This is a genomic window from Streptomyces sp. NPDC003034, assembly GCF_053591375.1.
Map to the genome: position 1 here is coordinate 1 of NZ_JBSFTS010000014.1, position 25,866 is coordinate 25,866.

The window sequence follows — 25,866 nt, forward strand, 5'->3', positions numbered from 1 at the left end:
GGCCGAAGTGCTCGCGGTCGGGGAAGACCTCGTCCTGCATGGGCAGGAAGCCGCCTGCGCTGCGCCGTTCCGCTGACAGACCGGCGAGCCCGAGCCGCATACGCGTCCGGGCTCCTGAGGATGACTTCCGGAACCCGGTCCCATGTCCGGGCTCCGGCAAATCATTCGATCCCCGGTGTGTGCGAGGAGCAGTAGATGAGTTCTGAGAACAGGGCCCGATCGATCGCGGGGCCGCTGCCCAGACGGGCAGGCTGGCTGACCGGAGGCACCCTTGCCTCGATGGCGCTGGTACTGGCGGGTATCGCGGCCCCGACGGCCGCGGCCGCCACCGCGCCGGACACGTCAGCGGCTGTCGCGCCGAGCGCCGGGGACAACTGCCGGGGGCAGCAGCCCAAGAAGGCAAAGGGCAAGAGCCAGGCAGCGCAGCAGGGTCACGGCGACAAGTGCAAGGCCGGGCCCCGTGGGCCGCGTGGTCCGCGTGGTCCGCAGGGTCCGGCTGGTCCGTGCAGTGACGTCGACGCCTACAACCCCAGCGCCTCCCAGGAGGTCAAGGCGGTACTCGACCGCGGCACCGCGTTCGCGGGCATCCGGGGCCTCACGCCCACGCCGTCCGACTACATCTGGTACGACCTGACGGACAACACCGGTCCCAACCCGAGTGAGGACCCGACGTATCCCGCGGGTGCCTGCGCCATCTCGATCGCGGCCCAGGGGAACAACGTCACGATCGAGGTCCTGACGACCGGGGGCGAGCTCTACGAGACCAACTGCGACCCGCAGAACGTCATGGGGGTCGACACCCTCGTCTGCACCGAGATCTGGACCCTGGTCGACCCGGGACCGAACGGGTCCGCCCTGCGCGGCAAGTCCGTTCCGTCCCAGGCCGGGGCACTGAACCACCGCCCCAAGGACATGAAGTAGTCGCGCGGTAGCTCACTGCGGCCCGGGCCGCCGGCCGGATCTCAATCCAGCCGGTGTTCCGGGCCGCCGAAGTCCGGGCTCGTGAAGTCCGGAGGGGTGTACCCGGACCGGGGACCTTGAGAGGCCGTCCCCGGGCTGGTGAAATCGGGTGCCGTGTAGCCAAGGAGAGGTATCCGGCCGGCGCTCCGATGCGGGAGGTGGCGCCCGGGGCCCGTGCTCGGATCGACCAGCGCATCCCGGAAGAACGGCACGATGCCGCGCTCCAGCAGCGCATGGCGCCACGCCTCCCTGGCCCGTGCGACCTCGTCCGGTATCGCCTCGGTCTCGTCGGCCACCACTTCGGTCGCGCTGTTGCGGACAGCCGTGACCCACAGCCCGATCACCGCGATGAGCAGGGCGGCCACCGTGAGAGCGCCGAAGAGCCAGCCCGCCGTCACCATGCTCTGGGCGTAGTCCGGTTCGGGCTCCACCATCTTCAGCAGGTATCCCACGAGCAGGAAGATCAGCATGGCGGTGCCCGCCAGCACCGGTGCGAGGACCGCCACCACAGCGCCGACGCCCGCGCCGTCCTCGCCCCCCTGCCCGCCGTCGTCCCGGCTCGCCGTCCCGGGCATCGACAGGACCTCGCCGCGCCGTTCCCCGCGGACTTTCACGTAGTGGCCGTACTCGGCAGCGGCAGCGGCCGTCAGCAGCGCGCTGGCCGCCATGGCCATGGTGCGCAGCTGTTCGGCATTTAGCCGTTCACCGAGGGCAGCGAGCTCCGGCCGTTCGTGCGCGGTGCGCAACGCCTCGTCGAGAAGTCGGTCGAATTCCGGCCGGTCTTCGGTCAGCAGGTGCGGAGCGCTGGTCATGTGCATCCCCCGATGCTCCGTAGAAGCCGGTATGCCCGCGTAGATACGGGGCGCCGACACAAACGGAGGAGAGCCTGCTACGGATAGAGCGATGGTAGAGGGCCCACACCACAAGGTGACAGGGGGTTTGAGGAATTACCCCTCTGCGAGAACCCTCAGTCTTCCAACGGAAGTTGTACGACCAGCAGCTTGCCGGCCATCGTCACTCCGCCGTCCATCGCGATAGCCAGCCCGTCCGCGTACACGTGCGGGCCGTCGACGGCCTCCGGTCCGCGCGCCTCGTCACCGTCCTCGGTGCCCACTTCTCCGAGCAGGTACGGGATCGGGCTGTGCCCGTGCACGACGCGGCTACCGCCGTAGGTGCCCAGCAGTTCGCGTACCGCCTGCGGCCCGGTCTCCTCGTCGCGGAAGGCGAACCGCTTGGTGAACTTGCGGAAGAGGTCCCAGGTGATGTCGGCGTCGTTGCGGTTGAGCAGCTCGTGGATGGTGTCGTTGACATCCTCGATGGAGTCGCCGTAGTCCAGATAGGCCGTGGTGTCGGAGTGCAGCAGCAGGTGGTCTTCCTCCAGGACGGCCGCGTCCAGCCGCGACATCCACTGAAGGTGTACGTCCTGCAAGCGGTCCATGTCGGTGCGCTGGCCGCCGTTGAGCAGCCAGGCGGCCTGGAAGGTGGCCGTGCCCGCGCCCGAGACCACGGGAGTGTCGCCGAATCGCTTGGCGCCGATGAGCAGCAGCTCGTGGTTGCCCATGAGGGCCTTGCAGTAGCCGCCGGCCGCGGCGGCCTCGGCGGACAGCCGCATGACGAGGTCGATGACGCCGATGCCGTCGGGGCCGCGATCGGTGAAGTCGCCGAGGAACCAGAGCCGGGCGTTGCCGGCGGACCAGCGGCGATCGGCGTCGATCAGACCTTGGGCGTGGAGTTCGGTGACGAGCTCGTCGAGGTAGCCGTGGACGTCACCGACGACGTAGAGGGGGCCGGGACCGGCGGCCGTGGTCTCCTGGGGCACGTAGTGGACCTGCACGGTGTCACCCGGGCCGCCGGCGGCGCCGGGTGCGCCGCGGCCGATGACGGGCAGGTCGCGGTAGGTCGGGGTGTAGCCCTCGGGTTCATCCGGGTCGGGTGCCTGGCTCACGGCGCGCACGGGCTCCGGTTCCCGGATCACGGCGGGCACCGGCTCGGCGAGAGGGTGCGCCGTCGCCCGCGGCTCCGGCCGCGCGACGGTCTCCGGACCCGGCTCCACGGCCGTCGCCGGCGTGTATCCGGGCCGTGGAGGCGCCGGCCGTGCCGTGTCCTCGTAGTACGCCGGGTACCCGCCGTAGACGGGACTTTCGCCGGGATGCCCGGTGGATACGGCGTGCGGGGCGGGTTCGGTGACCGGAACCCGGAAGTCCCGCAGCGTCTCCGTCCGCATCGCGGGTCCCTGACCTGCCCCCTGAGTCATCGACCCCTCCACCACCGTCGCGCTGCCGTACACCTGCGGACCCTCCGACCTCCTGGGCGGAGGGTCCGTGATGTCGTGCGCCCATCATAGGAATGCGGCTCGCGCTCTGTGACGCACCAGGGGTGGTGAATCCTGTCCGGAGCCGTTCCTTCCTGCCACTTTCTCCCGATATCGGTGCTGCTGAAATCTTCGGAGGAACCGTCGGCCCGTCCGTTGGGGTGCCGAGGAGGTCAGTCCTGCGCCGGCGAGCGCGGTGCGCTGACGGTCGTACGGGGCTGCCTGCGCTGCGAGGAGGTGCGGATGATGAGTTCGGTCGGGACGACCTGTTCGACGGGGCGTCCGGTGTCCACTCCCTCGATGGCGTCGATGAGCAACTGCACGACGGCGGTGCCGATACGGCGCGGTTTGAGGGAGAGAGTGGTGATGGGCGGTTCGGTGGTGGCGTACACGGTGGACTCGCTGCAGCACACCAGCAGCAGGTCTTCGGGGACCCGCAGACCGTAGCGCCGTGCGGCGGCGAGCAGGTCGGTGCCGTTGGGGTCGAACAGTCCGTAGACGGCGTCGGGCCGGTCGGGCCGGGCGAGGAGCCGGTCGGCGGCGACGGCGCCGGCGCACGGGTCGTGGGCGGGGTAGGACTCGTAGACGGGGTCCTGGCCGACACGCTCGCACCAGCTGAGGTAGGCGGTGGTGGAGAGCCGGGTGTAGGTGTCGGTCGTGGTGCCGGTCAGCAACCCGATCCGGCGGGCGCCGGCGGCGGCGAGGTGGTCGAGCAGGTTCAGTACGGCGGCCTCGTGGTCGTTGTCGACCCAGGCGGTCACGGGGAGGGTGCCGGCGGGGCGGCCGTCGGAGACCACGGGCAGGCCCTGGCGGACCAGTTCGCTCACCACGGGGTCGTGGTCGGAGGGGTCGATGACGACGGTGCCGTCGAGGGCCACGTTGGACCAGACGTCGTGTCGGGAGGTGGCGGGGAGGATGACCAGGGCGTAGCCGCGGGCTAGCGCGGCGGAGGTGGCGGCCCTGGCCATCTCGGCGAAGTAGGCGAATTCGGTGAAGGTGAAAGGTTCATCCCCGTACGTGGTCACGGTCAGGCCGATGAGGCCGGACTTGCCGGTACGGAGGGTGCGGGCGGCGGCGGACGGGCGGTATCCCAGTCGATCGGCGACCTCGCGAACGTGGCGGCGGGTGGCGTCGGGCAGCCGTCCCTTGCCATTGAGGGCGTCGGAGACGGTCGTGATGGAGACGCCCGCTGCGGCGGCTACGTCCCTGATGCCGGCCCGGCTCTGTCGGCCGGTGGCCCGCCGGGTGGTCTCGGTCCGGCTCACCTGATGCTTCCCTGCTGCTGTCATGGCGAGCCGATAGTAGGGCTCGGGTGGGTGGCTGCTCCGGGTGCATATGCACGCGTTGACAGGCACGATTCTGCACGGTTCGCCACCCCCAATGACCTTGGAACCAAAGGTATCTGGCCGATAAGAGCGGTCGGTGCGCTTGTCGTCGGGTCCGGGCATGCCAAAACGGTGTGGTCTCGAACCGATCTCAACTCACCTGCACGAGGGACGCGCGCCACGGCGCAGGCCACCGGCGCGCGCATATATGCGCGCGCTCCCCCGCATTCCTGGCGCCCCCCATTCTCCGGAGGACGGAATCCTCATAAGGTGAGCAGTATTGAGTCGACGGCGACGTCGTACGGGACGGTCGAGGAGGACCTGCGGTGAGCGAGAAGAGCCCGAGGCTGCGTGCCGAGCTGGATGGCATTCCGACGTACAAGCCCGGCAAGCCCGCGGCTGCCGGCGGCCCCGTCGCCTACAAGCTGTCCTCGAACGAGAACCCGTATCCGCCCCTGCCCGGGGTGATGGAGAGCGTGGTCGCGGCGGCCGGGCAGTTCAACCGCTACCCCGACATGGCCTGCACGGGCCTGGTGAACGAGATCGCCGAGCGGTTCGGGGTGCCCGTCGAGCACGTCGCCACCGGCACCGGCTCCGTGGGCGTGGCCCAGTCGCTGGTCCAGTCGACGGCCGGCCCGGGAGACGAGGTCATCTACGCCTGGCGGTCCTTCGAGGCGTACCCGATCATCACGCAGATCTCGGGAGCGACGTCCGTACAGGTCCCGCTGACCGCCGGCGATGTCCACGACCTGGACGCGATGGCCGACGCGATCACCGACCGGACCCGGCTGATCTTCGTCTGCAATCCGAACAACCCCACCGGTACCGCCGTGCACCGCGCAGAGCTGGAGCGGTTCCTGGACCGGGTGCCCGCGGACGTCCTGGTGGTCCTGGACGAGGCCTACCGCGAATTCGTGCGCGACACGGCCGTCCCGGACGGCATGGAGCTCTACCGCGACCGCCCGAACGTGGCCGTGCTGCGTACGTTCTCCAAGGCGTACGGGCTCGCCGGCCTGCGGGTCGGCTTCGCGGTGGCGCACGAGCCGGTGGCCGCGGCGCTGCGCAAGACGGCGGTCCCCTTCGGCGTCAGTCAGCTCGCCCAGGACGCGGCGGTCGCCTCCATGCGGGCCGAGGACGAGCTGATGGGCCGGGTCGGGGCGCTGGTGTGTGAGCGGGCGCGGGTGTACAAGACGCTGGTCGCGCAGGGCTGGACCGTCGTCCCGCCGACGGAGGCGAACTTCGTGTGGATGCGGCTGGGGGAGCGGACCGCCGAATTCGCGGCGGCCTGCGAAAAGGCCGGTGTGGTGGTCCGGCCCTTCGCGGGCGAGGGCCTGCGGGTCACGATCGGTGAGACCGAGGCGAACGACCTCTTCCTGCACACGGCGGAGGCCTTCTTCAAGGAGCTGTAGAAGCTCCCGGTAGGTCGGGCCCGGTTCGGTTACGCCAGTTCCACGCGGATCGGGTCGCCGTCGCGGACGGTGGACAGCAGCCGGGCGTCGCCGTCGAAGGAGCCGAGCACATTGCAGGGGCTGGCGAGGCGGCTCTCGGTGCCGCGCGAGATGGGGGTCGGGCCGTAGGGCAGCGCGAGCGCGTCGCCCTCGGTCCAGAAGGCGACCGTGCCGGGTGCGACGACCTGCTGGGCGTCGTGTTCCAGTGCCACGGAGAGGCCGGTATCGAAGTAGACCTCCTCGCCCCAGGTGTTCGCGGAGGCGGAGATCGGAAGGGCCTCGGCCAGCGCCTTGCTGGTCGGGGTCTCGTCGAGGGTCGCGGTGAGCTGGCCCGCAGGCCATGAGATTCGTATGCGCATGAGCCGCATTCAACAATCTGTTGAATGTGTTGACTAGAGGGGGCCCCGGTCGAAAGATCCTCAAGGTGATAGGACATAATGCTTGTGAATGTGAACGCGTTCACAAGCGTGTCCTACTTCCTCCTGGATTGCGTGGGACACAACAGGCAAGTTGCCGCAGTGACCACGGCGACCCGAAGGAGACGACGACGTGGACGTAGCGATGGCGCCAGAAACGCTGGCGCGATGGCAGTTCGGCATCACCACCGTCTATCACTTCCTCTTCGTCCCGCTGACGATCTCCCTCGCCGCCCTCACGGCCGGCCTGCAGACCGCATGGGTGCGCACCGAGAAGGAGAAGTACCTCAGGGCCACGAAGTTCTGGGGAAAGCTTTTCTTGATCAATATCGCGATGGGTGTCGTCACCGGCATCGTCCAGGAGTTCCAGTTCGGCATGAACTGGTCCGACTACTCGCGATTCGTCGGTGACGTCTTCGGAGCCCCGCTGGCCTTCGAGGCGCTGATCGCCTTCTTCTTCGAGTCGACCTTCATCGGGCTGTGGATCTTCGGCTGGGACAAGCTGCCGAAGAAGATCCACCTGGGCTGCATCTGGATGGTGTCGATCGGTACCGTCCTGTCCGCCTACTTCATCCTGGCGGCCAATTCCTGGATGCAGCATCCGGTGGGGTACCGCATCAACGAGGAGCGCGGCCGGGCCGAGCTCACCGACTTCTGGCTCGTACTGACCCAGAACACCGCGCTCACCCAGTTCTTCCACACCATCACGGCGGCCTTCCTGGTCGGGGGCGCCTTCATGGCGGGTATCGCCGCCTTCCACCTGGCGCGCAAGAAGCACGTCCCCGTGATGAGGACGTCGCTGCGGCTCGGCCTGATCACGCTGATCATCGCCGGAATGGGTACGGCCGTCAGCGGTGACCTGCTGGGCAAGGTGATGTACGAGCAGCAGCCCATGAAGATGGCCGCCGCCGAAGCGCTGTGGGACGGCGAGGCACCGGCACCCTTCTCCGTCTTCGCCTACGGCGATGTCGACAAGGGCCACAACAAGGTCGCCGTAGAGATCCCCGGAGTGCTGTCCTTCCTGGCCAACGGCGACTTCACCTCGTTCGTCCCTGGTATCAACGACGTCAACAAGGCCCAGCAGGAGAAGTTCGGCCCCGGCGACTACCGGCCCAACATCGCGGTCGCCTACTGGGGCTTCCGCTGGATGATCGGCTTCGGCATGGCTTCCGTCGGTATCGGAGTGCTGGGGCTCTGGCTGACCCGCAAGGGGTTCATGCTGCCGTCGGGGCTGCGCACCGGTGAGGACGAGGTCCCGCGGCTGGTCCTCTTCCGGAAGGCACTGAGCCCGAGGTTCGCCAACTGGTACTGGATCGTCACGCTCTGGACCATGGGCTTCCCGCTGATCGCCAGCTCCTGGGGCTGGATCTTCACCGAGATGGGCCGCCAGCCCTGGGTGGTCTACGGAGTCCTGCGCACCAGGGATGCCGTTTCGCCCCACGTCTCCCAGGCCGAGGTCCTCACTTCCATGATCGGCTTCACGCTGCTCTACGCGGTGCTGGCCGTCATCGAGGTCAAGCTCCTCGTCAAGTACGTCAAGGCCGGCCCGCCCGAGCTCACGGAGGCCGACCTGAACCCGCCCACCAGGATTGGCGGAGACGACAAGAACCCCGACCGGCCGATGGCCTTCTCGTACTGAGGCTGAGGAGACCACACCATGCAACTCCACGACGTCTGGTTCGTGCTCATCGCCGTTCTGTGGATCGGCTACTTCTTCCTTGAGGGCTTCGACTTCGGAGTCGGCGTACTGACCAAGGTGCTCGCCCGCGACCGCAAGGAGCGACGGGTCCTGATCAACACGATCGGGCCGGTCTGGGACGGCAACGAGGTCTGGCTGCTCTCCGCGGGCGGCGCGACCTTCGCCGCCTTCCCGGAGTGGTACGCCACTCTCTTCTCCGGCTTCTACCTGCCGCTGCTGCTCATCCTGGTCTGCTTGATCATCCGAGGTGTCGCCTTCGAATACCGGCACAAGCGCCCCGAGGACCGCTGGCAGACCAACTGGGAACACGCGATCTTCTGGACCTCGCTGATACCCGCCTTCCTGTGGGGTGTGGCCTTCGCCAACATCGTGCGCGGCGTCAAGATCGACCAGGACATGGAGTACGTCGGTACCCTCTTCGACCTCCTCAACGTGTACTCGGTCCTGGGCGGCCTGGTCACCCTCACCCTGTTCACCTTCCACGGCGCCGTCTTCACCTCGCTGAAGACGGTCGGCGACATCCGGGACCGCTCGCGGAAGCTCGCGATGCGGCTGGGAGCGGTCACCGCCGTACTGGCCGTGGTCTTCCTGATGTGGACGCAGCTCTCGCGCGGCGACGGCACGAGCCTGATCGCGATGGCCGTCGCGGTGGCGGCGCTGGTCGGAGCCCTCGGATGCAACCGGGCAGGCCGTGAAGGCTGGGCGTTCGCGCTCTCCGGGATCACCATCGCGGCGGCCGTCGCGATGCTCTTCCTGACGCTCTTCCCGAACGTGATGCCCTCCTCCCTGAACGACGCCTGGAACCTCACGGTCACCAACGCCTCGTCCAGCGCGTACACCCTGAAGATCATGACCTGGTGCGCGGCGGTGGCCACGCCGCTCGTCCTGCTCTACCAGGGCTGGACGTACTGGGTGTTCCGCAAGCGAATCGGGACCCAGCACATCGTGGATGTGCACTGAGGCCCTCTGATGCCCGATGAAGCGCCGGCGCACGACGTACCGGCTCGACCCTGCCCTAGGGGATGTTTCACGTGAAACCGATCGACCCGCGCCTGCTTCGGTATGCCCGTTCCACCCGCCTCTTCCTGGGGGCGGTCGTGGCCCTGGGTCTTGCCGGGGCGGGGCTGGTCGTCGGCCAGGCGGTGCTGATCGCCGAGATCGTGGTGGGTGCCTTCGAAAAGGGCCTGGACGGTGAAGCGCTCCGGACGCCCCTGCTGCTCCTCGCGGTGGTGGCGCTGGGGCGGGGCCTCATCGCATGGCTGACGGAGCTCGCCGCGCACCGGGCCGGCGCCGCGGTCAAGTCACAGCTGCGGAGTCGGCTGCTGGAGCGTGCCGCCGAGCTGGGGCCCGGCTGGCTCAACGGACAGCGGACCGGTTCGCTGGTGGCGCTGGCCACCCGGGGGGTGGACGCCCTCGATGACTACTTCTCCCGCTACCTGCCCCAGCTGGGGCTCGCGGTGGTCGTGCCGGTGGTGGTCCTCGCCCGCATCGTCACCGAGGACTGGGTCTCGGCGGCCATCATCGCGGTCACCCTTCCCCTGATCCCCCTGTTCATGGTCCTCATCGGCATGGCCACCCAGTCGCGGATGGACCGTCAGTGGCGGCTCCTGTCGCGGTTGTCGGGGCACTTCCTGGACGTGGTGGCCGGGCTTTCGACACTCAAGATTTTCGGCCGGGCCAAGGCGCAGGCCGAGTCGATCCGCAAGATCACTGACGACTACCGGCGTGCCACGATGCGGACCCTGCGCATCGCCTTCCTCTCGTCCTTCGCGCTGGAGCTGCTGGCGACCCTCTCGGTGGCGCTGGTGGCCGTGACCATCGGCATGCGCCTGGTCCATGGCGAGCTCGACCTGTACACCGGCCTGGTCATCCTGATCCTGGCGCCCGAGGCGTACTTGCCGTTGCGGCAGGTCGGAGCGCAGTACCACGCGGCCGCGGAGGGTTTGGCCGCCGCGGAAGAGATCTTCGAGGTCCTGGAGACACCGGTCGAGGGTCTGACGGGCGCAGCCGCGCTGCCGAGCGGGACTCCGCTGCGGATCGAGATGGACGGGGTCGCCGTCCGGTATGAAGGGCGGGACCAGAGTTCACCGGGACCGGTCTCCCTGACCGTCGAGCCGGGCGAGTGCGTCGCCCTCACCGGCCCGAGCGGAGCGGGCAAATCCACGCTGCTCCAGGTGCTGCTGGGATTTGTTACCCCGACCGCGGGTCGGGTGCGGGTCGGGGGTGTGGACCTGGCCGAGCTGTCACCGGCGCAGTGGCGCCAGCGGATCGCCTGGGTGCCGCAGCGGCCGCACCTGTTCGCGGGGACGATCGCCGAGAACGTGCGGTTGGCGAAGGCGACGGCATCCGACGCCGATGTGGTGACGGCCCTGAAGGACGCCGGAGCGTGGGAGTTCGTCGCGGCGCTGCCGCGCGCAGTGGACACCCTGCTGGGCGAGGGCGGTGTGGGGCTGTCCGCAGGGCAGCGGCAGCGGCTGGCGCTGGCGCGGGCGTTCCTGGCGGATCGGCCGGTGCTGCTGCTGGACGAGCCGACGGCAGCGCTGGACGGCGAGACCGAGGCCGGGATCGTCGACGCGGTGCGGCGGCTCGCCGTAGGGCGCACCGTGCTCCTGGTGGTGCACCGGCCGGCGCTGCTCGCCCTCGCCGACCGGGTGGTCCCGATAGCCGCCGGGCGCCCTGCCCCGCACCGTGCCGGGAGTGCCCCACGCCCTGCTCCCGCTGAGGGAACGGGGGCTGCGGCGCAGGCTCCCAGCGGGTCCGCTGCGGAGCCCGGGGAGTGGATTCTTGGTACCGCTCCGGAAAGGGCAGGGGCGCGTGGAGGGAGGGACTCGGGCGGGGCCGATCCACTGCGCCGGGTTCGGGCGGTGGCCAAGGCGTGGCAAGGGCGGTTCAGGTTCGGTCTGCTGCTCGGCGCCCTGGCCGTCGGGTGCGGCGTCGGGCTGATGGCCGTGTCCGGATGGCTCATCTCACGGGCCTCCCAACAACCGCCGGTGCTCTATCTGATGGTGGCCGTGACCGCCACCCGCGCCTTCGGAATGGGGCGTGCGGTCTTCCGGTACGCCGAGAGGCTCGTATCGCACGACGCCGTCCTGCGGATCCTCGCCGACCTGCGGGTATCGGTGTACCGGCAACTGGAGCGCATCGCGCCGGCCGGGCTGCGCGAACACCGCCGCGGGGACCTGCTGGCGCGGCTCGTGGCCGACGCGGACACCCTGCAGGACTACTGGCTGCGCTGGCTGCTTCCGGTCGGCACCGCCGTGCTCGTCGGCACCGGCTCGGTCGCCTTCACCACCTGGCTGCTGCCTGAGGCCGGAGCCGCACTCGCCGTCGGGCTGCTCGCGGCCGGCCTCGGTGTGCCGCTGGTCAGCGGGGCCTGCGCCCGCCGCGCGGAGCAACGGCTCGCGCCTGCCCGCGGCGAGCTTGCCACCCGGGTCGCCGATCTGCTGACCGGCACCGCCGAGCTGACCGTCGCGGGTGCGCTGGAGGGCAGGAAGGGGCGCGCCCTGGCCAGCGACGGAGTGCTGACGCGGATCGCCGCCCGGGGAGCGGCCGCCACCGGACTGGGCAGCGGCCTGTCCGCCCTCATCTGCGGACTCACGGTCGTGGCCGCCGCGACAGCCGCCGCGAGCGCGGTTTACGAGGGACGGCTGTCCGGGGTGGCCATGGCGGTCGCCGTACTGACACCGCTGGCCGCCTTCGAGGCGGTCAACGGTCTTCCGCTCGCCGTCCAGTACCGTCAGCGGGTGCGCCGCAGCGCCGAGCGGATCTACGAGGTCATCGACACGCCGGTGCCGGTCGCCGAGCCCGAGCGGGCGGAGCAGATCCCCGCCTCCCCCTTCCCGCTGAGGCTGGCGGGACTCGCCGCCCGTCACCCCGGCCAGGAGCGGGACGCGCTGCGCGGGCTGGAGCTGACCCTGGAAGCCGGCCGGCGCATCGCCGTCGTCGGTCCCTCGGGTTCGGGCAAGACCACGCTCGCTCAGCTCCTGCTGCGATTCCTGGACCCGCACGAGGGCACCTACACCCTGGGCGGGACCGACGTGCGCACGCTGGACGGCGATGACGTCCGCGCCTTCGTAGGCCTGTGCGCCCAAGACGCCCACATCTTCGACAGCTCGGTACGGGAGAACCTGCGGCTGGCCCGCACCGGGGCGAGCGAGGCGCAACTGCGGGACGCACTGGACGCGGCCGGGCTGCTGGAGTGGGCCGACGTCCTTCCGGAGGGCCTGGACACCCTCGTCGGCGAGCATGGTGAGCGGATATCCGGAGGCCAGCGCCAGCGCCTGGCACTCGCCCGGGCGCTGCTCGCTGACTTCCCCGTCCTGGTCCTGGACGAGCCGGCCGAGCACCTGGACCTGGCCACCGCGGATGCCCTCACGGCAGACCTGCTGGCCGCGACCGAAGGCCGCACCACCGTGCTGATCACACACCGGCTGGCCGGGCTGGAGGCGGTTGACGAGGTGCTCGTACTGGACCGTGGCGAGGTCGTCCAGCGCGGTGCGTACGCGGAGCTGGCCGCCGCGGAGGGGCCGCTGCGGCGGATGCTGGAGCGGGAGAGGGAGGCCGACATGGCGTTGGCCGACTTTCCCCGCTAAAGGGGACTAACTACTCTCAAGGGCATGTCAGTGCAGCCGTCGCAAGGGTCGCAGGAATCGTCGGATGGCCCACCGGCATCGCGGGATCCGCTGGAGGCCGCCACCCGGGCTGCCAGGGGTCTGCAGGGACTGTCCACCGAGCTGACGGCCCGGGTGCCGCAACTGCTGGAAGCCATGAGATCCGTCGGCAGCGGGCTGGAGCTGCACTCCACCCTGGACCGCATCTGCGAGACCGCGGCCGAGCTCGCGGATGCCCGCTACGCGGCCATCGGCGTCGTCGACACGGAGGGCCGCGGACTTTCGGACTTCGTCACCTTCGGCGTCAACTCCGAGATGGCCCGGCTGATCGGGCACCGGCCGGACGGGAAGCGGGGCCTGCTCGGCGCCTTGATCCGCCATCCCGACACCGTCCACCTCGCCGATCTGACGAAAGATCCGCGCTCGGCCGGTTTCCCGGCGCACCACCCGCCCATGAAGACCTTCCTCGGCGTCCCCATCCGCGTCCAGGGCGAGATCTTCGGCAATCTGTACCTCGCCGAGAAGAACGGCGGCGGCGAGTTCAACGACTACGACGTCCACATGGTCCGCCTGCTGGCCACCGAGGCGGGCATCGCCATCGGCAACGCCCGGCTCTACGAGGCCGCCACCCAGCGCGAACGCTGGATCGACGGCTCGGTGGCCGTCACCACCGCCCTGCTGTCCGGCGGGGACGCGGAAGACGCCCTCACGGTGGTGGCCGAGCAAGCCCGCCACCTGGCCGACTCCTCCGCGGGGATCGTGATGCTGCCGACCGAGGAGGGCGGGCTGGAGATCGTCGCCGTCTCCGCAGAGAACCCGGCCACTTCGCTGGGCGAGGTGATCCCGGCCGACAGCCCCGTGGTGGACCACCTGCTGCGGGGGGAGCCGGTCTTCGTGGATGACGCCGCGTCCGATCCACGCATGATCAGCCCTCTGACCAGACCATACGGACCGTGCATGATGCTTCCGCTGCACAGCGGCGGGCGGGTACTGGGAGCACTGGTCACACCCCGGGCGCGCGGCAAGCGGCCCTTCAGCGAAGCCGAGCGCACGCTGGCGACGCAGTTCGCCTCCCAGGCCGCGCTCGCCCTGATGATGGCCGAGGCCCAGCGCGACCGGGAACGGCTCGCCGTGTTCGAGGACCGCGACCGGATCGCCCGGGACCTGCATGACCTCGTCATCCAGCGGCTGTTCGCCACCGGCATGATGCTGGAAGGCGCCCAGCGCCGGTCCGTCGTTCCGGAGGTCCGCGACGGGGTCGGCAAGGCCGTGGACGAGCTGGACGTGACGATCCAGGAGATCCGGACCGCGATCTTCGCCCTTCAGCAGGGCCCGGCAGAGGCTCCGTCGGGTCTGCGAACCCGGGTACTACGAGAGATCAACATGGCCGCCGTGCCCCTGGGGTTCAAGCCCGCGCACCGCTTCCTCGGCCCGGTCGACACGGTCGTCGGTGAGGTGGTGGGGAAGAACCTCATCGCCGCGCTGCGCGAGGCTCTGTCGAATGCCTTCCGGCACGCGGAGGCGTCGCGGATCGAAGTCGTGGTGGATTCCACCGGCACACTGGCCGACGGCCGGCCCGGCGTACGGCTGGAGGTCGCCGACGACGGCGTCGGCATCCCCGAGGGCGGACGACGCAGCGGGCTGCGGAACCTGCGCCGGCGGGCCGAGTCGCTGGGCGGCACAAGCTGGTACGGCCCGGGCATCGGCGAGGACGGCGGTGGGACCACCCTGGTGTGGGAGGCCCCGCTCTAGAGGCCTCTAGAGGCCTACGCCTGCTGTTGGGCGATGTGCTCGGCCAGGATGCGCTCGATGATCGCCGCGACCCCGTCCTCGTTGTTGGCGGTCGTACGGCCGGAGGCCGCCGCGATCACGTCCGGGTGGGCATTGCCCATCGCGTACGAGGTGCCCGCCCAGCGGAGCATCTCCACGTCGTTGGGCATGTCTCCGAAGGCGACGACCTCGGCGGGGGAGATGCCGCGTTCGGCGCAGCACAGGGCCAGCGTGCTCGCCTTCGAGACTCCGGGGCCGCTGATCTCCAGCAAGGAGGTCGGGCTGGAGCGCGTAATGGACGCATAGTCGCCCGCGACCTCGCGGGCCAGCGTCAAGAACTCGTCCGGGGCGATTTCGGCGTGGTGGGCGAGCAGTTTGAGCACGGGTGCGACGCTGTGGTCCGTGTTCTCGTAGAGCAGCTTCTCGGCGGTGGCCACGGTGGCGCCCGAGTCCTGGAAGAACGGCGGGTAGGTCGGCTCGTAGTTGATGCCGGTGGTCAGCTCGACCGCGAAGGAGGTACCCGGCGCGGCGGCTCGCAGAGTGTCCACGACGGCGAGTGCGGCAGCCCGTGGAAGTTCCCTGACCTGGACGAACTCCCGCCCGGCATGGAGGTCGACGACCGCCGCGCCATTCGCGCAGATCGCCAGGCCGTGACGGTGGACGTGTTCGCTGACCACGTCCATCCAACGGGCCGGGCGGCCGGTGACGAAGAAGACCTCGATCCCGGCCTCCTCGGCGGCGGCGAGTGCGGCGATCGTGCGGAGCGAGACGGATTTGTCGTCGCGCAGCAAGGTGCCGTCGAGGTCGGTGGCGATGAGCCGGGGAGTGGGTGTTGGCCCGTCCGGGCGCTGGGGAGCCGAGGTCACGGCTCCATCTTCGCCCATGGGTCATGGACGGATGGACCACGGGCCGGGCGGCCCGGGAGCGGTGGCGATGTTTCACGTGAAACATCCACCAGCGGCCGCTTCGTGGCCACCGTGATCTTGACCTCCCCCGCGGTCGACGTTTCACGTGAAACATCGGGCTCTTTGGGGTGTGTGCGGCGGCCCATCCGCGCGCCGCCGTAGGCTCAAGCCCATGAGCCTTCGTCTGAGCACGGTGATCCTCCCGGTACGTCGGTGGCACGAAGGAGGCCGCGATCAGTGGCTGCGTGCCGAGCGGCTCGGGTTCCACGCCGCCTATACCTATGACCACCTGTCCTGGCGGACGTTCCGTGACGGACCGTGGTTCGGCGCGGTGCCCACCTTGACGGCAGCGGCGGCCGCCACCGAGCGGCTGCGCCTCGGAACCCTCGTCACCTCGCCGAACTTCCGCCACCCGGTGACCCTCGCCAAGGACCTCATCAGCCTGGACGACATCTCCGGCGGGCGCATCACCCTCGGCATCGGGTCGGGCGGCAACGGCTTCGACGCGACCGCTCTGGGTCAGGAACCCTGGAGTCCTCGTGAGCGCGCCGACCGCTTCGCCGAGTTCGTGCCGCTGCTGGACCGGCTGCTGACCGAGGGAGCGGTGAGCCAGGACGGCGTCTTCTATGCTGCCGAGGAGGCCCGCAACATCCCCGGCTGCGTACAGCGGCCACGACTGCCCTTCGCGGTCGCGGCGACCGGGCCGCGCGGTCTGAAGCTCGCCGCCCGGCACGGCCAGGCGTGGGTGACCGCTGGCGAGCCGAAGATCTTTGAGGACGGCACCCCCCAGCAGTCGTTGGACGCCCTGCGCGGGCAGCTCAGCGGCCTGGAGAAGGCCTGCGCGGAGATCGGCCGGGAGTCCGCACCCATGGAGAAGGTCCTGCTGACCGGCTTCACTCCCGAGCGCAACACCCTGCTGGAGTCCGTGGACGCCTTCGTCGACTTCGCCGGCCGCCACCGGGAGCTGGGCTTCACGGAGTTGGTGATCCACGCGCCGATCCAGGACTCGGACTGGGCAGCCGATGAGACGGTCTTCGAGAAGATCGCCACCGAGGCATTGGCCCAGCTCGACGCCGCCTGATCCCCCGCTGTCCCCTTCGGACCAGCGCATCGGCGGTGGCGCCGGTCAGCCCCTCGTCCACGACCGTGGAGATCCGCCGGACCAGCGGGCTGTCGGAGCTCAGGAACATGCGGGCGGCGAGCGGCCCGGGGTGATGGCTCGGGTCGGCCGGGCCCGTTCCGGCATGGCTACGGGAAACGCAAGAACCGCGGCGGTACGGAGTCCGCCAGCCAGACCCCGTTGGCGCTGACCCAGAAGACGTGCCCTGCCGCACGCATCGCCCCGGCGTCCACCGCGAGTACGACGGGACGCCCGCGCCGCGCACTGACCCGGGTGGCGGTCTCCCGGTCGGGCGACAGGTGCACGTGGTGGCGGGCCCTCGGGCGCAGACCCTCGGAGCGGATCGCCTCCAGAGCGCGGGCAACGGTGCCGTGGTAGAGGTACGCGGGCGGCTCGGCCTGCGGAAGGTCCAGGTCCACCGCGACGGTATGCCCCTGGCTGGCCCGGATCCTGGTGCCCTCGACGGCGAACCGCTGCTTGTCGTTGGCGGCGACGACGTGGTCGAGCTCGGCGCGGCCGAAGGGGAAGCCATGGGCGGCGGCCGCGCGCAGCAGGTCGTCGATCTCCACCCAGCCCTGAGCATCGAGCCTCAGTCCGATCCTCTCGGGCTGGTGCCGCAGGTGTTTCGAGACGTATTTGGAGACCTTCACGGCGCGTCTTTCGTCCATGCCCCCAGCGTGCCCGGCCGAGCGGCCTCCCGGCACGGAACTTCGGCCGCGGTCGAGGCGTGGACCCCCCTATCACGTTTCCAAGATACGGAATACATTTTCCGCTGTCGCTTCTGTTCAGGGGGAGGAACCATGACAGCCCATACTTCTTCTCTGCCACGCCGCGCGGCCGCCGAGTTCATCGGTACCGCCGGTCTCCTCATCGTCGTGATCGGCTCCGGTATCCAGGCCGCCGCACTCAGCCGCGACACCGGTGTCGCTCTGATCGCCAACTCGGCCGCCAGCGCCATCGGGCTGGTTCTGATCATCATCCTGTTCGGGCCGCTGTCCGGTGCCCACCTCAACCCTGTGGTGACCCTGACCTCCTGGTGGGCTCGGCGCGCCAGCGGCGAGGGGCCACGCCTCCGGGAGGTCGGCCTCTACACCGCTGCCCAGCTGGCCGGGGCGATCGCGGGCGCCCTCGTCGCCGAGGCGATGTTCGGCCGCACGCCGGGAACCTTCGCCACCCAGGTCCGCGACGGAGGACACCTGCTCATCGGTGAGGTGGTGGCCACCGCCGGGCTCGTGTTCGTCATCCAGGGGCTCGAACGCATCGGCCGCCCGAAGCTCATCCCGGCCGCGGTCGCCGCGTACATCGCAGCCGCGATCTGGTTCACCTCGTCCGGTTCCTTCGCCAATCCGGCCGGCACCGTCGCACGTAGCTTCAGCAACTCCTTCACCGGAATCGCCCCGCAGTCGCTGCCCGGCTTCGTGGCCGCCCAACTGGTCGGCGGGTTCCTGGGTCTGGCCCTCGCCGCCCTCTTGTACGGGCGTACCCGCGCCGTGCGCACCGCGCCCGTGGAGGTCGTGTCCGAGGCCGGACCGGTGGCCGAAAGCACCCCCATCAAGGAGGCGTACGAGACCATCGGCTGAGACGATGCCTGCGTTGCCCACAGGGGTGGGGGAGTTGTCCACAGCCGTTTGGGCGTGTTTTGACGGCAAACGCGCGTTCCGGCCTGTGGACTACCGCCCGATCGCCACCGAAGGAATCCACCCGAGGAGTTCGCCGCCGCCCCGGGCCTACCGGTCGTCGCTCCGGCGTGCCAGCTCGTTCATCCTCCGGGCCTGGAGCTCCCGCTCCGTCGCGGCCCGGATGAACTCCGCCACGTGTTCCGCGCCCACCAGGTCGCGCACCGCCCGCACGGTCGCGGGCGGCAGTGCCACCGGCGCCGGCCCCGACGGCTGCGGCGGACCAGCCGCCCCCAAATGCCGCTGGAGATGCCGGGTCGCGTACAGCCGCATCGCCCGGGCCAGCTCCGCGTCCACCGTTTGCTGAGCCAGTGGCCGCAGCCGCCGCACCATCGTCGCCGCCTCGGCCGCGTCCGCGTCCGTGGGCGGCACGTGCCCCAGGTACCGCGCGAAGACATGCTCGGTGGTGAACTCCAGGAACCGGGAGGCGATGTGCTCGACCTGCCCCCGCAGTTCGCGCAGATGCCCGGCGATCGCCGAAAGCGGCACCCCGGCCGCATGGAGCTCGGCCGCCACGGCCAGCTCCTGCGGCGAGGGCACCAGGAACTCGTCCGGGTGCCCCGGGATCCGTTCCAGCACTCCGAGCTCGCAGGCCTCGTCCACCGCGTCGTCGTCGGGCCGGGCTCCGAACCGTTCGTCCAGCTCCGCCCGGCTGATCCGGGCCGCCTCCTCATCGGTCCACGGCCCGTGCACCTCGGCGACCAGTCCGAGGACGCCACCCAGCCCGCGCCCCGCGTCCCACGCCTCCAGCAGTTCCTTGATGGAGGCCAGGGTGTAACCGCGGTCCAGCAGGTCCGCGATCTGGCGCAGCCGCGCCAGGTGCGTGTCCCGGTAGACGTTGGAGCGGCCCCGGCGCTCCGGCTTCGGCAGCAGGCCGCGGTCCTGGTACGCCCGGATCGTGCGCACCGTCGCTCCGCTCTGGTGCGCCAGATCCTCGATCCGGTACTCGGCTACCGCCTGATCGGACAATCCCGGCTCCCTACGACATCGCGGCCCGGCCGACCGCGCCCGTCAGCGCCCCGGCTCACAGCCGGGGCTCCAGTTTCGCGAGCGCCCGCAGGGTGCGCGGGGCGAAGCGGGACATCCACAGGGCGCCCTTGGACTCGGGCGTCACCGGTACCACGGCCTCGTTGCGCACCACGGCCCGCAGGATGGCATCGGCGACCTTCTCCGGCGGGAAGTTGCGCAGCCCGTACAGGCGGGAGGAGCTTGCCTGGCGGCGCTTCTCCTCGGCCGCGTCCACTCCGGCGAAGCGGGAGGTGGCGGTGATGTTGGTGTTGACGATGCCGGGGCAGATCGCGGAGACGCCGATCGACTTGGACGCCAGTTCCGCGCGCAGGCACTGCGACAGCATCAGCACCGCGGCCTTCGAGGTGCTGTAGGCGGGCAGGGTCTTGGAGGGAAGATAGGCCGCGGCGGAGGCGGTGTTGACGATGTGCCCGCCCTGCCCGCGCTCGGCCATCTGCTGTCCGAAGACCCGGCAGCCGTGGATGACCCCCCACAGATTGACGTCGAGAACCTTCTTCCAATCGTCGGCGGTGGTGTCGAGGAAGGCCCCGGACAGGCCGATCCCGGCGTTGTTGACCAGGACGTCCACGATTCCGTACTCGGCGGCGACCTTGGCCGCGAGCTTCTCCATCGCCTGCTCGTCGCTGACGTCGACGTATTCGCCCCAGGCGTCGGCCGCGCCGATGAGGCGGGCCATGTCGGCCGTGCGCGCCGCGCCCTCGGCGTCCCGGTCCACGGCCACCACCCGGGCTCCGGCCTCGGCGAACGCGAAGGCGGTGGCGCGGCCGATGCCGCTGGCGGCGCCGGTTACCAGTACCAGCTGGCCGCCGAACCGGTCGGCGTACTTGCCCGGCGCCTTCCGCTCCGGTGCCCGCGCGGCCGGTTCCTCCCGGGCGACGACGAACTCGGTGATCCAAGTGGCCAGCTGGTCCGGCCGTGTCCGCGGCACCCAGTGCTTGGCCGGCAGGGTGCGCCGCAGCAGGTCCGGGGCCCAGAGCTCCAGGTCGTCGTAGAGCCGCTCGGAGAGGAAGGCGTCGCCGGTCGGGGTGATCAGCTGCACCGGTACGTGCGCGTAGGCGTCGGCGCGCGGCCGGCGCAGGCGGGGCCGTACGTTGTCGCGGTAGAGCCACGCACCATGGGCGGCGTCCGACGGAAGCGACGCCGTCGGGTAGGAGCCGGCCGGGACGTTTTCGAGGCGCTGGAGGATGCGGGGCCACCGCTTGCCGAGCGGGCCGCGCCAGGCGAGCTCCGGCAGCACGGGCGTGTGCAGCATGTAGACGTACCAGGACTTGACCCCCTGGCTCAGCAGCTGCGCGGCCCGCCGCGGAGTGGGCCGCGCCATCCGCTTCTTGAGCCAGTGCCCGAAGTGGTCGAGCGAGGGCCCCGACACCGAGGTGAAGGAGGCGATCCTGCCCTCCGTACGCGCGACGGTCGCGAACTCCCAGCCCTGTACGGAACCCCAGTCGTGGCCCACCAGGTGCACCGGCCGGTCGGGGCTGACCGCTTGCGCCACCGCCAGGAAGTCGTCCGTCAGCTTCTCCAGGGTGAAGCCGCCGCGCAGCGGTCGCGGCGCCGTGGAGCGCCCGTGGCCGCGTACGTCGTAGAGCACCACGTGGAAGCGCTCGGCCAGCCGCTCCGCGACCTGTGACCAGACCTCCTTGCTGTCGGGATAGCCGTGCACGAGCAGCACGGTCGGCCGGTCCGCGTCGCCGAGTTCCACGATGCACAGCTCCACCCCGCCGGTGCTCACCCGGCGTTCTCGCGCCCCTGCCAGTCCCGCCGCCCGGGCTCCGGCCCCGGCCCCGGTATCCGCCCCGGTCCCGGCTCCGGCCTCCGCACCTGCTCCGCTCATGCCGCTCACGCCGCTCATGCCGACTTCTCCTCAGCCCAGCGCCGCACGTGCGGCAGATCGTCATCCAGCCAGAAGGCGCTCTCCACCGGATCCCGCGAGTCGGTGACGACCAGGATCTCCTCGAACTTCGCGCCGGTGCCCCGGAACCCGAGATGCGGCTCCACCGCCCACAGGCCGGGCTGGGGCGGGTGGTCGGAGAAGCGGTACGGGCTCCACAGCGGCGACCAGCCCTCACGGTGGCCGTGCAGGGCGTCACCGGCGAGTCCCTTCAGGGACTGGACGCCGAATCCGAAGGCCGTGGGCGACCAGCGCCGCTCCTTGACCCGGTCTATCTTGTGCGCGATCACGCCGAACGGGTAGGCGCGGTGCCGGTTGGCGTACCCCTGGCGGTTCATCAGCCGCTCGACGTTCTCGTAGATCTCGCGCAGCGGGCGGCGCTCCCGCACCTGGTCCAGGATCAGCTCCCGGTGCGCCCGCAGATCCGACATGAGCCGGTCCTGTACGGGGTTGAGCCCGAGGCTGCCGGAGTAGCCGATGTCCGCCGCGTAACCCTTGTAGACCGGTGCCATGTCGAGGATGAACGGCATCCCCGGCTCCAGCCGCCGGTTGGTCGGAAAGAACTGCAGCGGGACCTTGAAGTTCACGAAGGCCGTGCGGTCCCCGAACCAGGCGAAGGGGAGGTGGAACCAGTCCCTCACGCCGCGCTCCCGCAGCCACTGGCGCTGCATGCGCGCGGCCTCGCGCTCGGTCACGCCCGGCCGCAGTTGCGCGGCGACGGCCTCCGCGCACGCGTACGAGAGGCGCTGCACCTCCCTGGACCCGCCCAGCTCGTCGGAGGATGGTCCAGATCGTCGCGCGGTGCGTTGCTCGGTGTCCCCAGCCATGCCAGCCGCCCCCAAACCTCGTCCGGGGTGTCCCCGGTCTTGTGTGCCCGTAGCGCCCATACGTTGACACTGATGAATGTGACAATGACCGGAGATCACGTCAAGGCCCCTGCACGGACCTGTGGATAAAGCCGCCCGCCGTCAGCCTCCAGTACGGGTATGTACGCCGGAAGGCGGAGACCGGATCGAGCTCAAGGTCTGACGTCTGGAGAGAGCCGCGCCGATAACGTCGGAGCCGTGACTGTCATCGCGACCGAAAGCCTGAGCAAGCGGTACCCCCGAGTGACCGCCCTCGACCGGCTCTCCCTGGACATCGGGCCCGGTGTGACCGGCCTCGTGGGTGCCAATGGAGCCGGCAAGTCCACGCTGATCAAGATCCTGCTGGGACTGTCCCCCGCCACCGAGGGCAGCGCCGCCGTGCTCGGCCTCGACGTCGCCACGCATGGCAGCGCCATCCGTGAACGCGTCGGCTACATGCCCGAGCACGACTGCCTGCCACCCGACGTCTCGGCCACCGAGTTCGTCGTCCACATGGCCCGCATGTCCGGGCTCCCGCCGACCGCCGCCCGCGAGCGCACCGCGGACACCCTGCGCCACGTAGGGCTGTATGAGGAGCGCTACCGGCCGATCGGCGGTTACTCCACCGGCATGAAGCAGCGCGTCAAGCTCGCCCAGGCGCTGGTCCACGACCCGCAGCTGGTCCTGCTCGACGAGCCCACCAACGGACTCGACCCGGTCGGCCGGGACGAGATGCTGGGCCTGATCCGCCGGGTCCACACGGACTTCGGCATCTCGGTCCTGGTCACCTCCCACCTGCTCGGCGAGCTGGAGCGGACGTGCGACCACGTCGTGGTGGTCGACGGAGGCAAGCTGCTGCGCTCCAGTTCCACCAGCGACTTCACCCAGACGACGACGACCCTCGCGGTCGAGGTCACCGATTCCGACGCCCACCCGGACGGCACCGCGGCCCTGCGCAAGGCGCTCACGGAGGCGGGCCTGACCCTGCACCTCGGCGAGGAGCAGGGCCTGCCCGGAGCCGGCCACATCCTGCTCGTCGAGGCCACCGGCGACCAGACCTACGACATCGTCCGCGACACCGTCGCCGACCTGGGCATCGGCCTGGTCCGCATGGAACAGCGCCGCCACCACATCGCGGAGGTCTTCCGCGACCACGACCAGACCACCCAGCAGAAGGGAGCCGGTTCCGATGGCGCCTGACACCTCGACCCAGATCCACAACATCGGCTACCGGTCCTACGACGGAGCCCGGCTCGGCCGCGCCTACGCCCGCAAGTCGCTGTTCTCGCAGTCGCTGCGCGGCGCCTACGGACTCGGCCGGTCCGCCAAGTCCAAGGTGCTCCCGATGATCCTCTTCGCGGTGATGTGCGTCCCCGCCCTGATCATCGTCGCGGTCGCCATCGCCGTCCCGGGCTCCACCGACCTGCCGATCAAGTACACGACGTACGCCCTGACCACCCAGGTGGTCATCGGCCTCTACCTCGCCTCCCAGGCGCCGCAGTCCGTCTCCCGCGATCTGCGCTTCAAGACCGTCCCGCTCTACTTCTCGCGTCCCATCGAACGCGTCGACTACGTGCTGGCGAAGTACGCGGCCATGGCCTCGGCCATGTTCATCCTCACCGCCACCCCGCTGCTCATCATGTGGATCGGTGCGCTGCTGGCCAAGTTCGACTTCGGCGACCAGACCAAGGGATTCGGACAGGGACTGGTGTCGGTACTCCTGCTGTCATTGCTCTTCTCCGGCCTCGGCCTGGTCATGGCCGCCCTCACCCCGCGCCGCGGATTCGGCGTCGCCGCCGTCATCGCGCTGCTGCTCATCCCGTACGGCGCCGTCTCCACCGTGCAGGCCGTCGCCCACACGACCGGAAACGCCGGCGCCATCGACTGGCTGGGCCTCTTCTCCCCCATCACCCTGATCGACGGCGTGCAGACCGCCTTCCTCGGCGCGACCTCCGCCTTCCCGGGCGGCACAGGTCCCACGGCCGGTGTGGGCGCCGTCTACCTGCTCGTCGTCCTAGGCCTCATCGCCGGCTCCTACGCCGCCCTGATGGCCCGCTACCGGAAGGCCGGGCTGTGACCATCATCGACATCGACCACACCTCCCGCTGGTTCGGGAACGTCGTCGCCGTCAACGACGTGACCATGCGCATCGGGCCCGGCGTCACCGGACTGCTGGGCCCCAACGGCGCCGGCAAATCCACGCTCATCAACATGATGGGCGGCTTCCTCGCTCCCTCCACGGGCACCGTCACCCTCGACGGCGCGCCGATCTGGCGCAACGAGCAGGTCTACAAGCAGGTCGGCGTGGTCCCCGAGCGCGAGGCCATGTACGACTTCCTCACCGGCCGGGAGTTCGTCGTCGCCAACGCCGAACTGCACGGCCTCGATGACGCGACCGCCCAACGGGCGCTGGCGACCGTGGAGATGGAGTACGCCCAGGACCGGAAGATCTCCACCTACTCCAAGGGGATGCGCCAGCGCGTGAAGATGGCGTCCGCCCTCGTCCACGACCCTTCCGTGCTGCTCCTCGACGAGCCTTTCAACGGCATGGACCCGCGCCAGCGCATGCAGCTGATGGACCTGCTGCGGCGCATGGGCGACGAGGGACGCACCGTGCTGTTCTCCTCCCACATCCTGGAGGAGGTCGAGCAGCTCGCCTCGCACATCGAGGTGGTCGTCGCGGGCCGGCACGCCGCCTCCGGCGACTTCCGCAAGATCCGCCGCCTGATGACGGACCGCCCGCACCGCTACCTCGTCCGTTCCTCCGACGACCGGGTTCTCGCCGCGGCCCTGATCGCCGACCCCTCCACCGCCGGTATCGAGGTCGACCTCAAGGAGGGCGCGCTGCGCATCCAGGCCGTCGACTTCGGCCGCTTCACCGAGCTGCTGCCGCGTGTGGCCCGGGAGCACGGCGTCAGACTGCTGACGGTCTCCCCCTCCGACGAGTCCCTTGAGTCGGTCTTCTCCTACCTCGTCGCGGCCTGAAAGGAGCTGGCACCCATGTACAACCCCACCGTTGCCCGGCTCACCTACCGGGCCCTGCTCGGCCGGCGCCGCGCGCTGATCCTCTTCGCGCTGCCCGCCCTGCTGATCGTCATCGCCCTCGCCGTCCGCGCTTTCGCCGGTGTGGACGACAAGGTCACCGCCGACCTCCTCGGAGGCTTCGCCCTCGCCACGATGGTCCCGCTGATCGGCGTCATCGCCGGCACCGGAGCCATCGGACCCGAGATCGACGACGGCTCGATCGTCTACCTGCTCGCCAAGCCGGTGAAGCGCCCCACGATCATCATGACCAAGCTGATCGTCGCGATCGCCGTCACCATGGCCTTCTCCGCGATCCCCACCCTGATCGCCGGCTTCATCCTCAACGGCAACGGCCAGCAGATCGCCGTCGCCTACACCGTCGCCGCGCTGGTGGCGTCGATCGCCTACAGCGCGCTGTTCCTGCTGCTGGGCACCGTCAGCCGGCACGCCGTCGTCTTCGGCCTGGTCTACGCCCTGATCTGGGAGTCGCTCTTCGGCAGCCTGGTCTCCGGCGCAAAGACCCTCAGCGTTCAGCAGTGGGCCCTGTCGCTCGCCGAGAAGGTCGCCGGTGACGGGTACGTCGACGCCACCGTCGGTCTGCCCACCGCCGCGGTCCTGCTCGCCGCGGTCACCGTGGGGGCCACCGTCTACGCGGGGCAGAGGCTGCGCCGCCTCACCCTGGCCGGCGAGGAGTAGGCCGAAGTCAGCACCACCGCCCCACGGTCCCCGCACCGTACGAGCACAGGGCCCCGCCCGGCCCACACGCCGGGCGGGGCCTTGCGGTTCCGCTCGGCTGGCGGGGCGAAATTCGGTGGTACGGGACTTCCGCGCGGGGCAGAG

The 25,866-nt window shown here is 70.2% G+C and carries 21 protein-coding genes; 12 read left to right on the top strand and 9 right to left on the bottom strand.

Going from position 1 to position 25,866, the window contains the following annotated elements; all coding sequences use genetic code 11:
• Positions 1–195 precede the first annotated feature (195 nt).
• Positions 196–921, top strand: coding sequence for a hypothetical protein (locus ACWDX7_RS16140; RefSeq protein ID WP_451488768.1), 726 nt, complete (start codon positions 196–198; stop codon positions 919–921).
• A 41-nt stretch (positions 922–962) separates the two neighbouring features.
• Here the strand turns inward: ACWDX7_RS16140 and ACWDX7_RS16145 are convergent, their stop codons facing one another.
• The 3 genes from ACWDX7_RS16145 to ACWDX7_RS16155 form a co-directional block, all read right to left on the bottom strand.
• Positions 963–1,778 carry a hypothetical protein gene (locus ACWDX7_RS16145; RefSeq protein ID WP_451488767.1) on the bottom strand — a complete coding sequence of 272 codons (816 nt, stop codon included), beginning with the start codon at positions 1,776–1,778 and terminating at the stop codon, positions 963–965.
• Between the two features lie 149 nt (positions 1,779–1,927).
• Positions 1,928–3,214 carry a metallophosphoesterase gene (locus tag ACWDX7_RS16150; protein WP_451488766.1) on the bottom strand — a complete coding sequence of 429 codons (1,287 nt, stop codon included), beginning with the start codon at positions 3,212–3,214 and terminating at the stop codon, positions 1,928–1,930.
• 230 nt (positions 3,215–3,444) lie between these two features.
• A complete protein-coding gene (locus tag ACWDX7_RS16155) occupies positions 3,445–4,560 on the bottom strand; it encodes a LacI family DNA-binding transcriptional regulator (protein ID WP_451488765.1) in 1,116 nt (371 codons plus the stop codon).
• 362 nt (positions 4,561–4,922) lie between these two features.
• On the opposite strand from ACWDX7_RS16155, the gene hisC reads away from it, so the two are divergent.
• Complete coding sequence (hisC, locus tag ACWDX7_RS16160) at positions 4,923–6,005, top strand: histidinol-phosphate transaminase (protein ID WP_451488764.1); 1,083 nt, start codon at positions 4,923–4,925, stop codon at positions 6,003–6,005.
• Positions 6,006–6,034: 29 nt separating this feature from the next.
• Here the strand turns inward: hisC and ACWDX7_RS16165 are convergent, their stop codons facing one another.
• Positions 6,035–6,403 (bottom strand): cyclophilin-like fold protein, encoded by a 369-nt coding sequence (locus ACWDX7_RS16165; RefSeq protein ID WP_451488763.1) that lies wholly within the window; start codon positions 6,401–6,403, stop codon positions 6,035–6,037.
• Between the two features lie 190 nt (positions 6,404–6,593).
• Between ACWDX7_RS16165 and ACWDX7_RS16170 the strand changes: the two genes are divergently transcribed.
• From ACWDX7_RS16170 to ACWDX7_RS16185, 4 genes are all read left to right on the top strand, one after another.
• The gene (locus ACWDX7_RS16170; RefSeq protein ID WP_451488762.1) at positions 6,594–8,099 is read left to right on the top strand and encodes a cytochrome ubiquinol oxidase subunit I; all 1,506 of its coding nucleotides are present in this window, start codon (positions 6,594–6,596) and stop codon (positions 8,097–8,099) included.
• Positions 8,100–8,117: 18 nt separating this feature from the next.
• Positions 8,118–9,119 (top strand): cytochrome d ubiquinol oxidase subunit II, encoded by a 1,002-nt coding sequence (gene cydB / locus ACWDX7_RS16175; protein ID WP_451488761.1) that lies wholly within the window; start codon positions 8,118–8,120, stop codon positions 9,117–9,119.
• 71 nt (positions 9,120–9,190) lie between these two features.
• On the top strand, positions 9,191–12,751 hold the full coding sequence (gene cydD, locus ACWDX7_RS16180; protein WP_451488760.1) for a thiol reductant ABC exporter subunit CydD: 3,561 nt from the start codon (positions 9,191–9,193) through the stop codon (positions 12,749–12,751).
• A gap of 24 nt (positions 12,752–12,775) precedes the next feature.
• Positions 12,776–14,521 carry a GAF domain-containing sensor histidine kinase gene (locus ACWDX7_RS16185; protein WP_451488759.1) on the top strand — a complete coding sequence of 582 codons (1,746 nt, stop codon included), beginning with the start codon at positions 12,776–12,778 and terminating at the stop codon, positions 14,519–14,521.
• A 14-nt stretch (positions 14,522–14,535) separates the two neighbouring features.
• Here ACWDX7_RS16185 and ACWDX7_RS16190 read toward each other — a convergent pair whose 3' ends face one another.
• Entirely contained in the window at positions 14,536–15,423 is an 888-nt protein-coding gene (locus tag ACWDX7_RS16190) for a Cof-type HAD-IIB family hydrolase (protein WP_451488758.1), read from the bottom strand.
• A 193-nt stretch (positions 15,424–15,616) separates the two neighbouring features.
• Here ACWDX7_RS16190 and ACWDX7_RS16195 point away from each other — a divergent pair, with 193 nt between their 5' ends.
• Positions 15,617–16,525, top strand: a complete 909-nt coding sequence (locus ACWDX7_RS16195; RefSeq protein WP_451488757.1) for an LLM class flavin-dependent oxidoreductase — start codon at positions 15,617–15,619, stop codon at positions 16,523–16,525.
• A gap of 167 nt (positions 16,526–16,692) precedes the next feature.
• On the opposite strand, the gene ACWDX7_RS16200 is transcribed toward ACWDX7_RS16195, so the two are convergent.
• Positions 16,693–17,232 (bottom strand): RNA 2'-phosphotransferase, encoded by a 540-nt coding sequence (locus tag ACWDX7_RS16200; RefSeq protein WP_451488756.1) that lies wholly within the window; start codon positions 17,230–17,232, stop codon positions 16,693–16,695.
• A 132-nt stretch (positions 17,233–17,364) separates the two neighbouring features.
• Between ACWDX7_RS16200 and ACWDX7_RS16205 the strand changes: the two genes are divergently transcribed.
• The gene (locus tag ACWDX7_RS16205; protein WP_451488755.1) at positions 17,365–18,144 is read left to right on the top strand and encodes an aquaporin; all 780 of its coding nucleotides are present in this window, start codon (positions 17,365–17,367) and stop codon (positions 18,142–18,144) included.
• A 147-nt stretch (positions 18,145–18,291) separates the two neighbouring features.
• On the opposite strand, the gene ACWDX7_RS16210 is transcribed toward ACWDX7_RS16205, so the two are convergent.
• Genes ACWDX7_RS16210 through ACWDX7_RS16220 form a run of 3 tightly spaced genes read right to left on the bottom strand, consistent with a single transcriptional unit; the run spans position 18,292 to position 21,984 of the window.
• Entirely contained in the window at positions 18,292–19,209 is a 918-nt protein-coding gene (locus tag ACWDX7_RS16210; protein WP_451488754.1) for a MerR family transcriptional regulator, read from the bottom strand.
• Between the two features lie 55 nt (positions 19,210–19,264).
• Positions 19,265–21,118, bottom strand: coding sequence for an SDR family oxidoreductase (locus tag ACWDX7_RS16215; protein WP_451488753.1), 1,854 nt, complete (start codon positions 21,116–21,118; stop codon positions 19,265–19,267).
• Positions 21,115–21,984: a M24 family metallopeptidase gene (locus ACWDX7_RS16220; protein WP_451488752.1), complete on the bottom strand. Its 870-nt coding sequence runs from the start codon at positions 21,982–21,984 to the stop codon at positions 21,115–21,117. Before ACWDX7_RS16220 ends, ACWDX7_RS16215 begins: the two co-directional genes overlap by 4 nt.
• A gap of 237 nt (positions 21,985–22,221) precedes the next feature.
• Here ACWDX7_RS16220 and ACWDX7_RS16225 point away from each other — a divergent pair, with 237 nt between their 5' ends.
• Genes ACWDX7_RS16225 through ACWDX7_RS16240 form a run of 4 tightly spaced genes read left to right on the top strand, consistent with a single transcriptional unit; the run spans position 22,222 to position 25,722 of the window.
• On the top strand, positions 22,222–23,202 hold the full coding sequence (locus tag ACWDX7_RS16225; RefSeq protein ID WP_451488751.1) for an ABC transporter ATP-binding protein: 981 nt from the start codon (positions 22,222–22,224) through the stop codon (positions 23,200–23,202).
• Positions 23,192–24,079 (top strand): ABC transporter permease, encoded by an 888-nt coding sequence (locus ACWDX7_RS16230; protein ID WP_451488750.1) that lies wholly within the window; start codon positions 23,192–23,194, stop codon positions 24,077–24,079. Before ACWDX7_RS16225 ends, ACWDX7_RS16230 begins: the two co-directional genes overlap by 11 nt.
• Complete coding sequence (locus tag ACWDX7_RS16235; RefSeq protein ID WP_355408850.1) at positions 24,076–24,987, top strand: ABC transporter ATP-binding protein; 912 nt, start codon at positions 24,076–24,078, stop codon at positions 24,985–24,987. Before ACWDX7_RS16230 ends, ACWDX7_RS16235 begins: the two co-directional genes overlap by 4 nt.
• Before the next feature lie 15 nt (positions 24,988–25,002).
• Positions 25,003–25,722, top strand: coding sequence for an ABC transporter permease (locus tag ACWDX7_RS16240; RefSeq protein WP_451488749.1), 720 nt, complete (start codon positions 25,003–25,005; stop codon positions 25,720–25,722).
• Positions 25,723–25,866: the final 144 nt, after the last annotated feature.

Excerpts from the sequence above, each read along its gene's own strand:
- ACWDX7_RS16140 (WP_451488768.1), top strand. The coding sequence starts at position 196 with ATGAGTTCTGAGAACAGGGCCCGATCGATCGCGGGGCCGCTGCCCAGA.
- ACWDX7_RS16145 (WP_451488767.1), bottom strand. The coding sequence starts at position 1,778 with ATGCACATGACCAGCGCTCCGCACCTGCTGACCGAAGACCGGCCGGAA.
- ACWDX7_RS16150 (WP_451488766.1), bottom strand. The coding sequence starts at position 3,214 with ATGACTCAGGGGGCAGGTCAGGGACCCGCGATGCGGACGGAGACGCTG.
- ACWDX7_RS16155 (WP_451488765.1), bottom strand. The coding sequence starts at position 4,560 with ATGACAGCAGCAGGGAAGCATCAGGTGAGCCGGACCGAGACCACCCGG.
- ACWDX7_RS16165 (WP_451488763.1), bottom strand. The coding sequence starts at position 6,403 with ATGCGCATACGAATCTCATGGCCTGCGGGCCAGCTCACCGCGACCCTC.
- cydB (WP_451488761.1), top strand. The coding sequence starts at position 8,118 with ATGCAACTCCACGACGTCTGGTTCGTGCTCATCGCCGTTCTGTGGATC.
- ACWDX7_RS16185 (WP_451488759.1), top strand. The coding sequence starts at position 12,776 with ATGTCAGTGCAGCCGTCGCAAGGGTCGCAGGAATCGTCGGATGGCCCA.
- ACWDX7_RS16190 (WP_451488758.1), bottom strand. The coding sequence starts at position 15,423 with ATGGGCGAAGATGGAGCCGTGACCTCGGCTCCCCAGCGCCCGGACGGG.
- ACWDX7_RS16195 (WP_451488757.1), top strand. The coding sequence starts at position 15,617 with ATGAGCCTTCGTCTGAGCACGGTGATCCTCCCGGTACGTCGGTGGCAC.
- ACWDX7_RS16200 (WP_451488756.1), bottom strand. The coding sequence starts at position 17,232 with ATGGACGAAAGACGCGCCGTGAAGGTCTCCAAATACGTCTCGAAACAC.
- ACWDX7_RS16205 (WP_451488755.1), top strand. The coding sequence starts at position 17,365 with ATGACAGCCCATACTTCTTCTCTGCCACGCCGCGCGGCCGCCGAGTTC.
- ACWDX7_RS16215 (WP_451488753.1), bottom strand. The coding sequence starts at position 21,118 with ATGAGCGGCGTGAGCGGCATGAGCGGAGCAGGTGCGGAGGCCGGAGCC.
- ACWDX7_RS16220 (WP_451488752.1), bottom strand. The coding sequence starts at position 21,984 with ATGGCTGGGGACACCGAGCAACGCACCGCGCGACGATCTGGACCATCC.
- ACWDX7_RS16230 (WP_451488750.1), top strand. The coding sequence starts at position 23,192 with ATGGCGCCTGACACCTCGACCCAGATCCACAACATCGGCTACCGGTCC.
- ACWDX7_RS16240 (WP_451488749.1), top strand. The coding sequence starts at position 25,003 with ATGTACAACCCCACCGTTGCCCGGCTCACCTACCGGGCCCTGCTCGGC.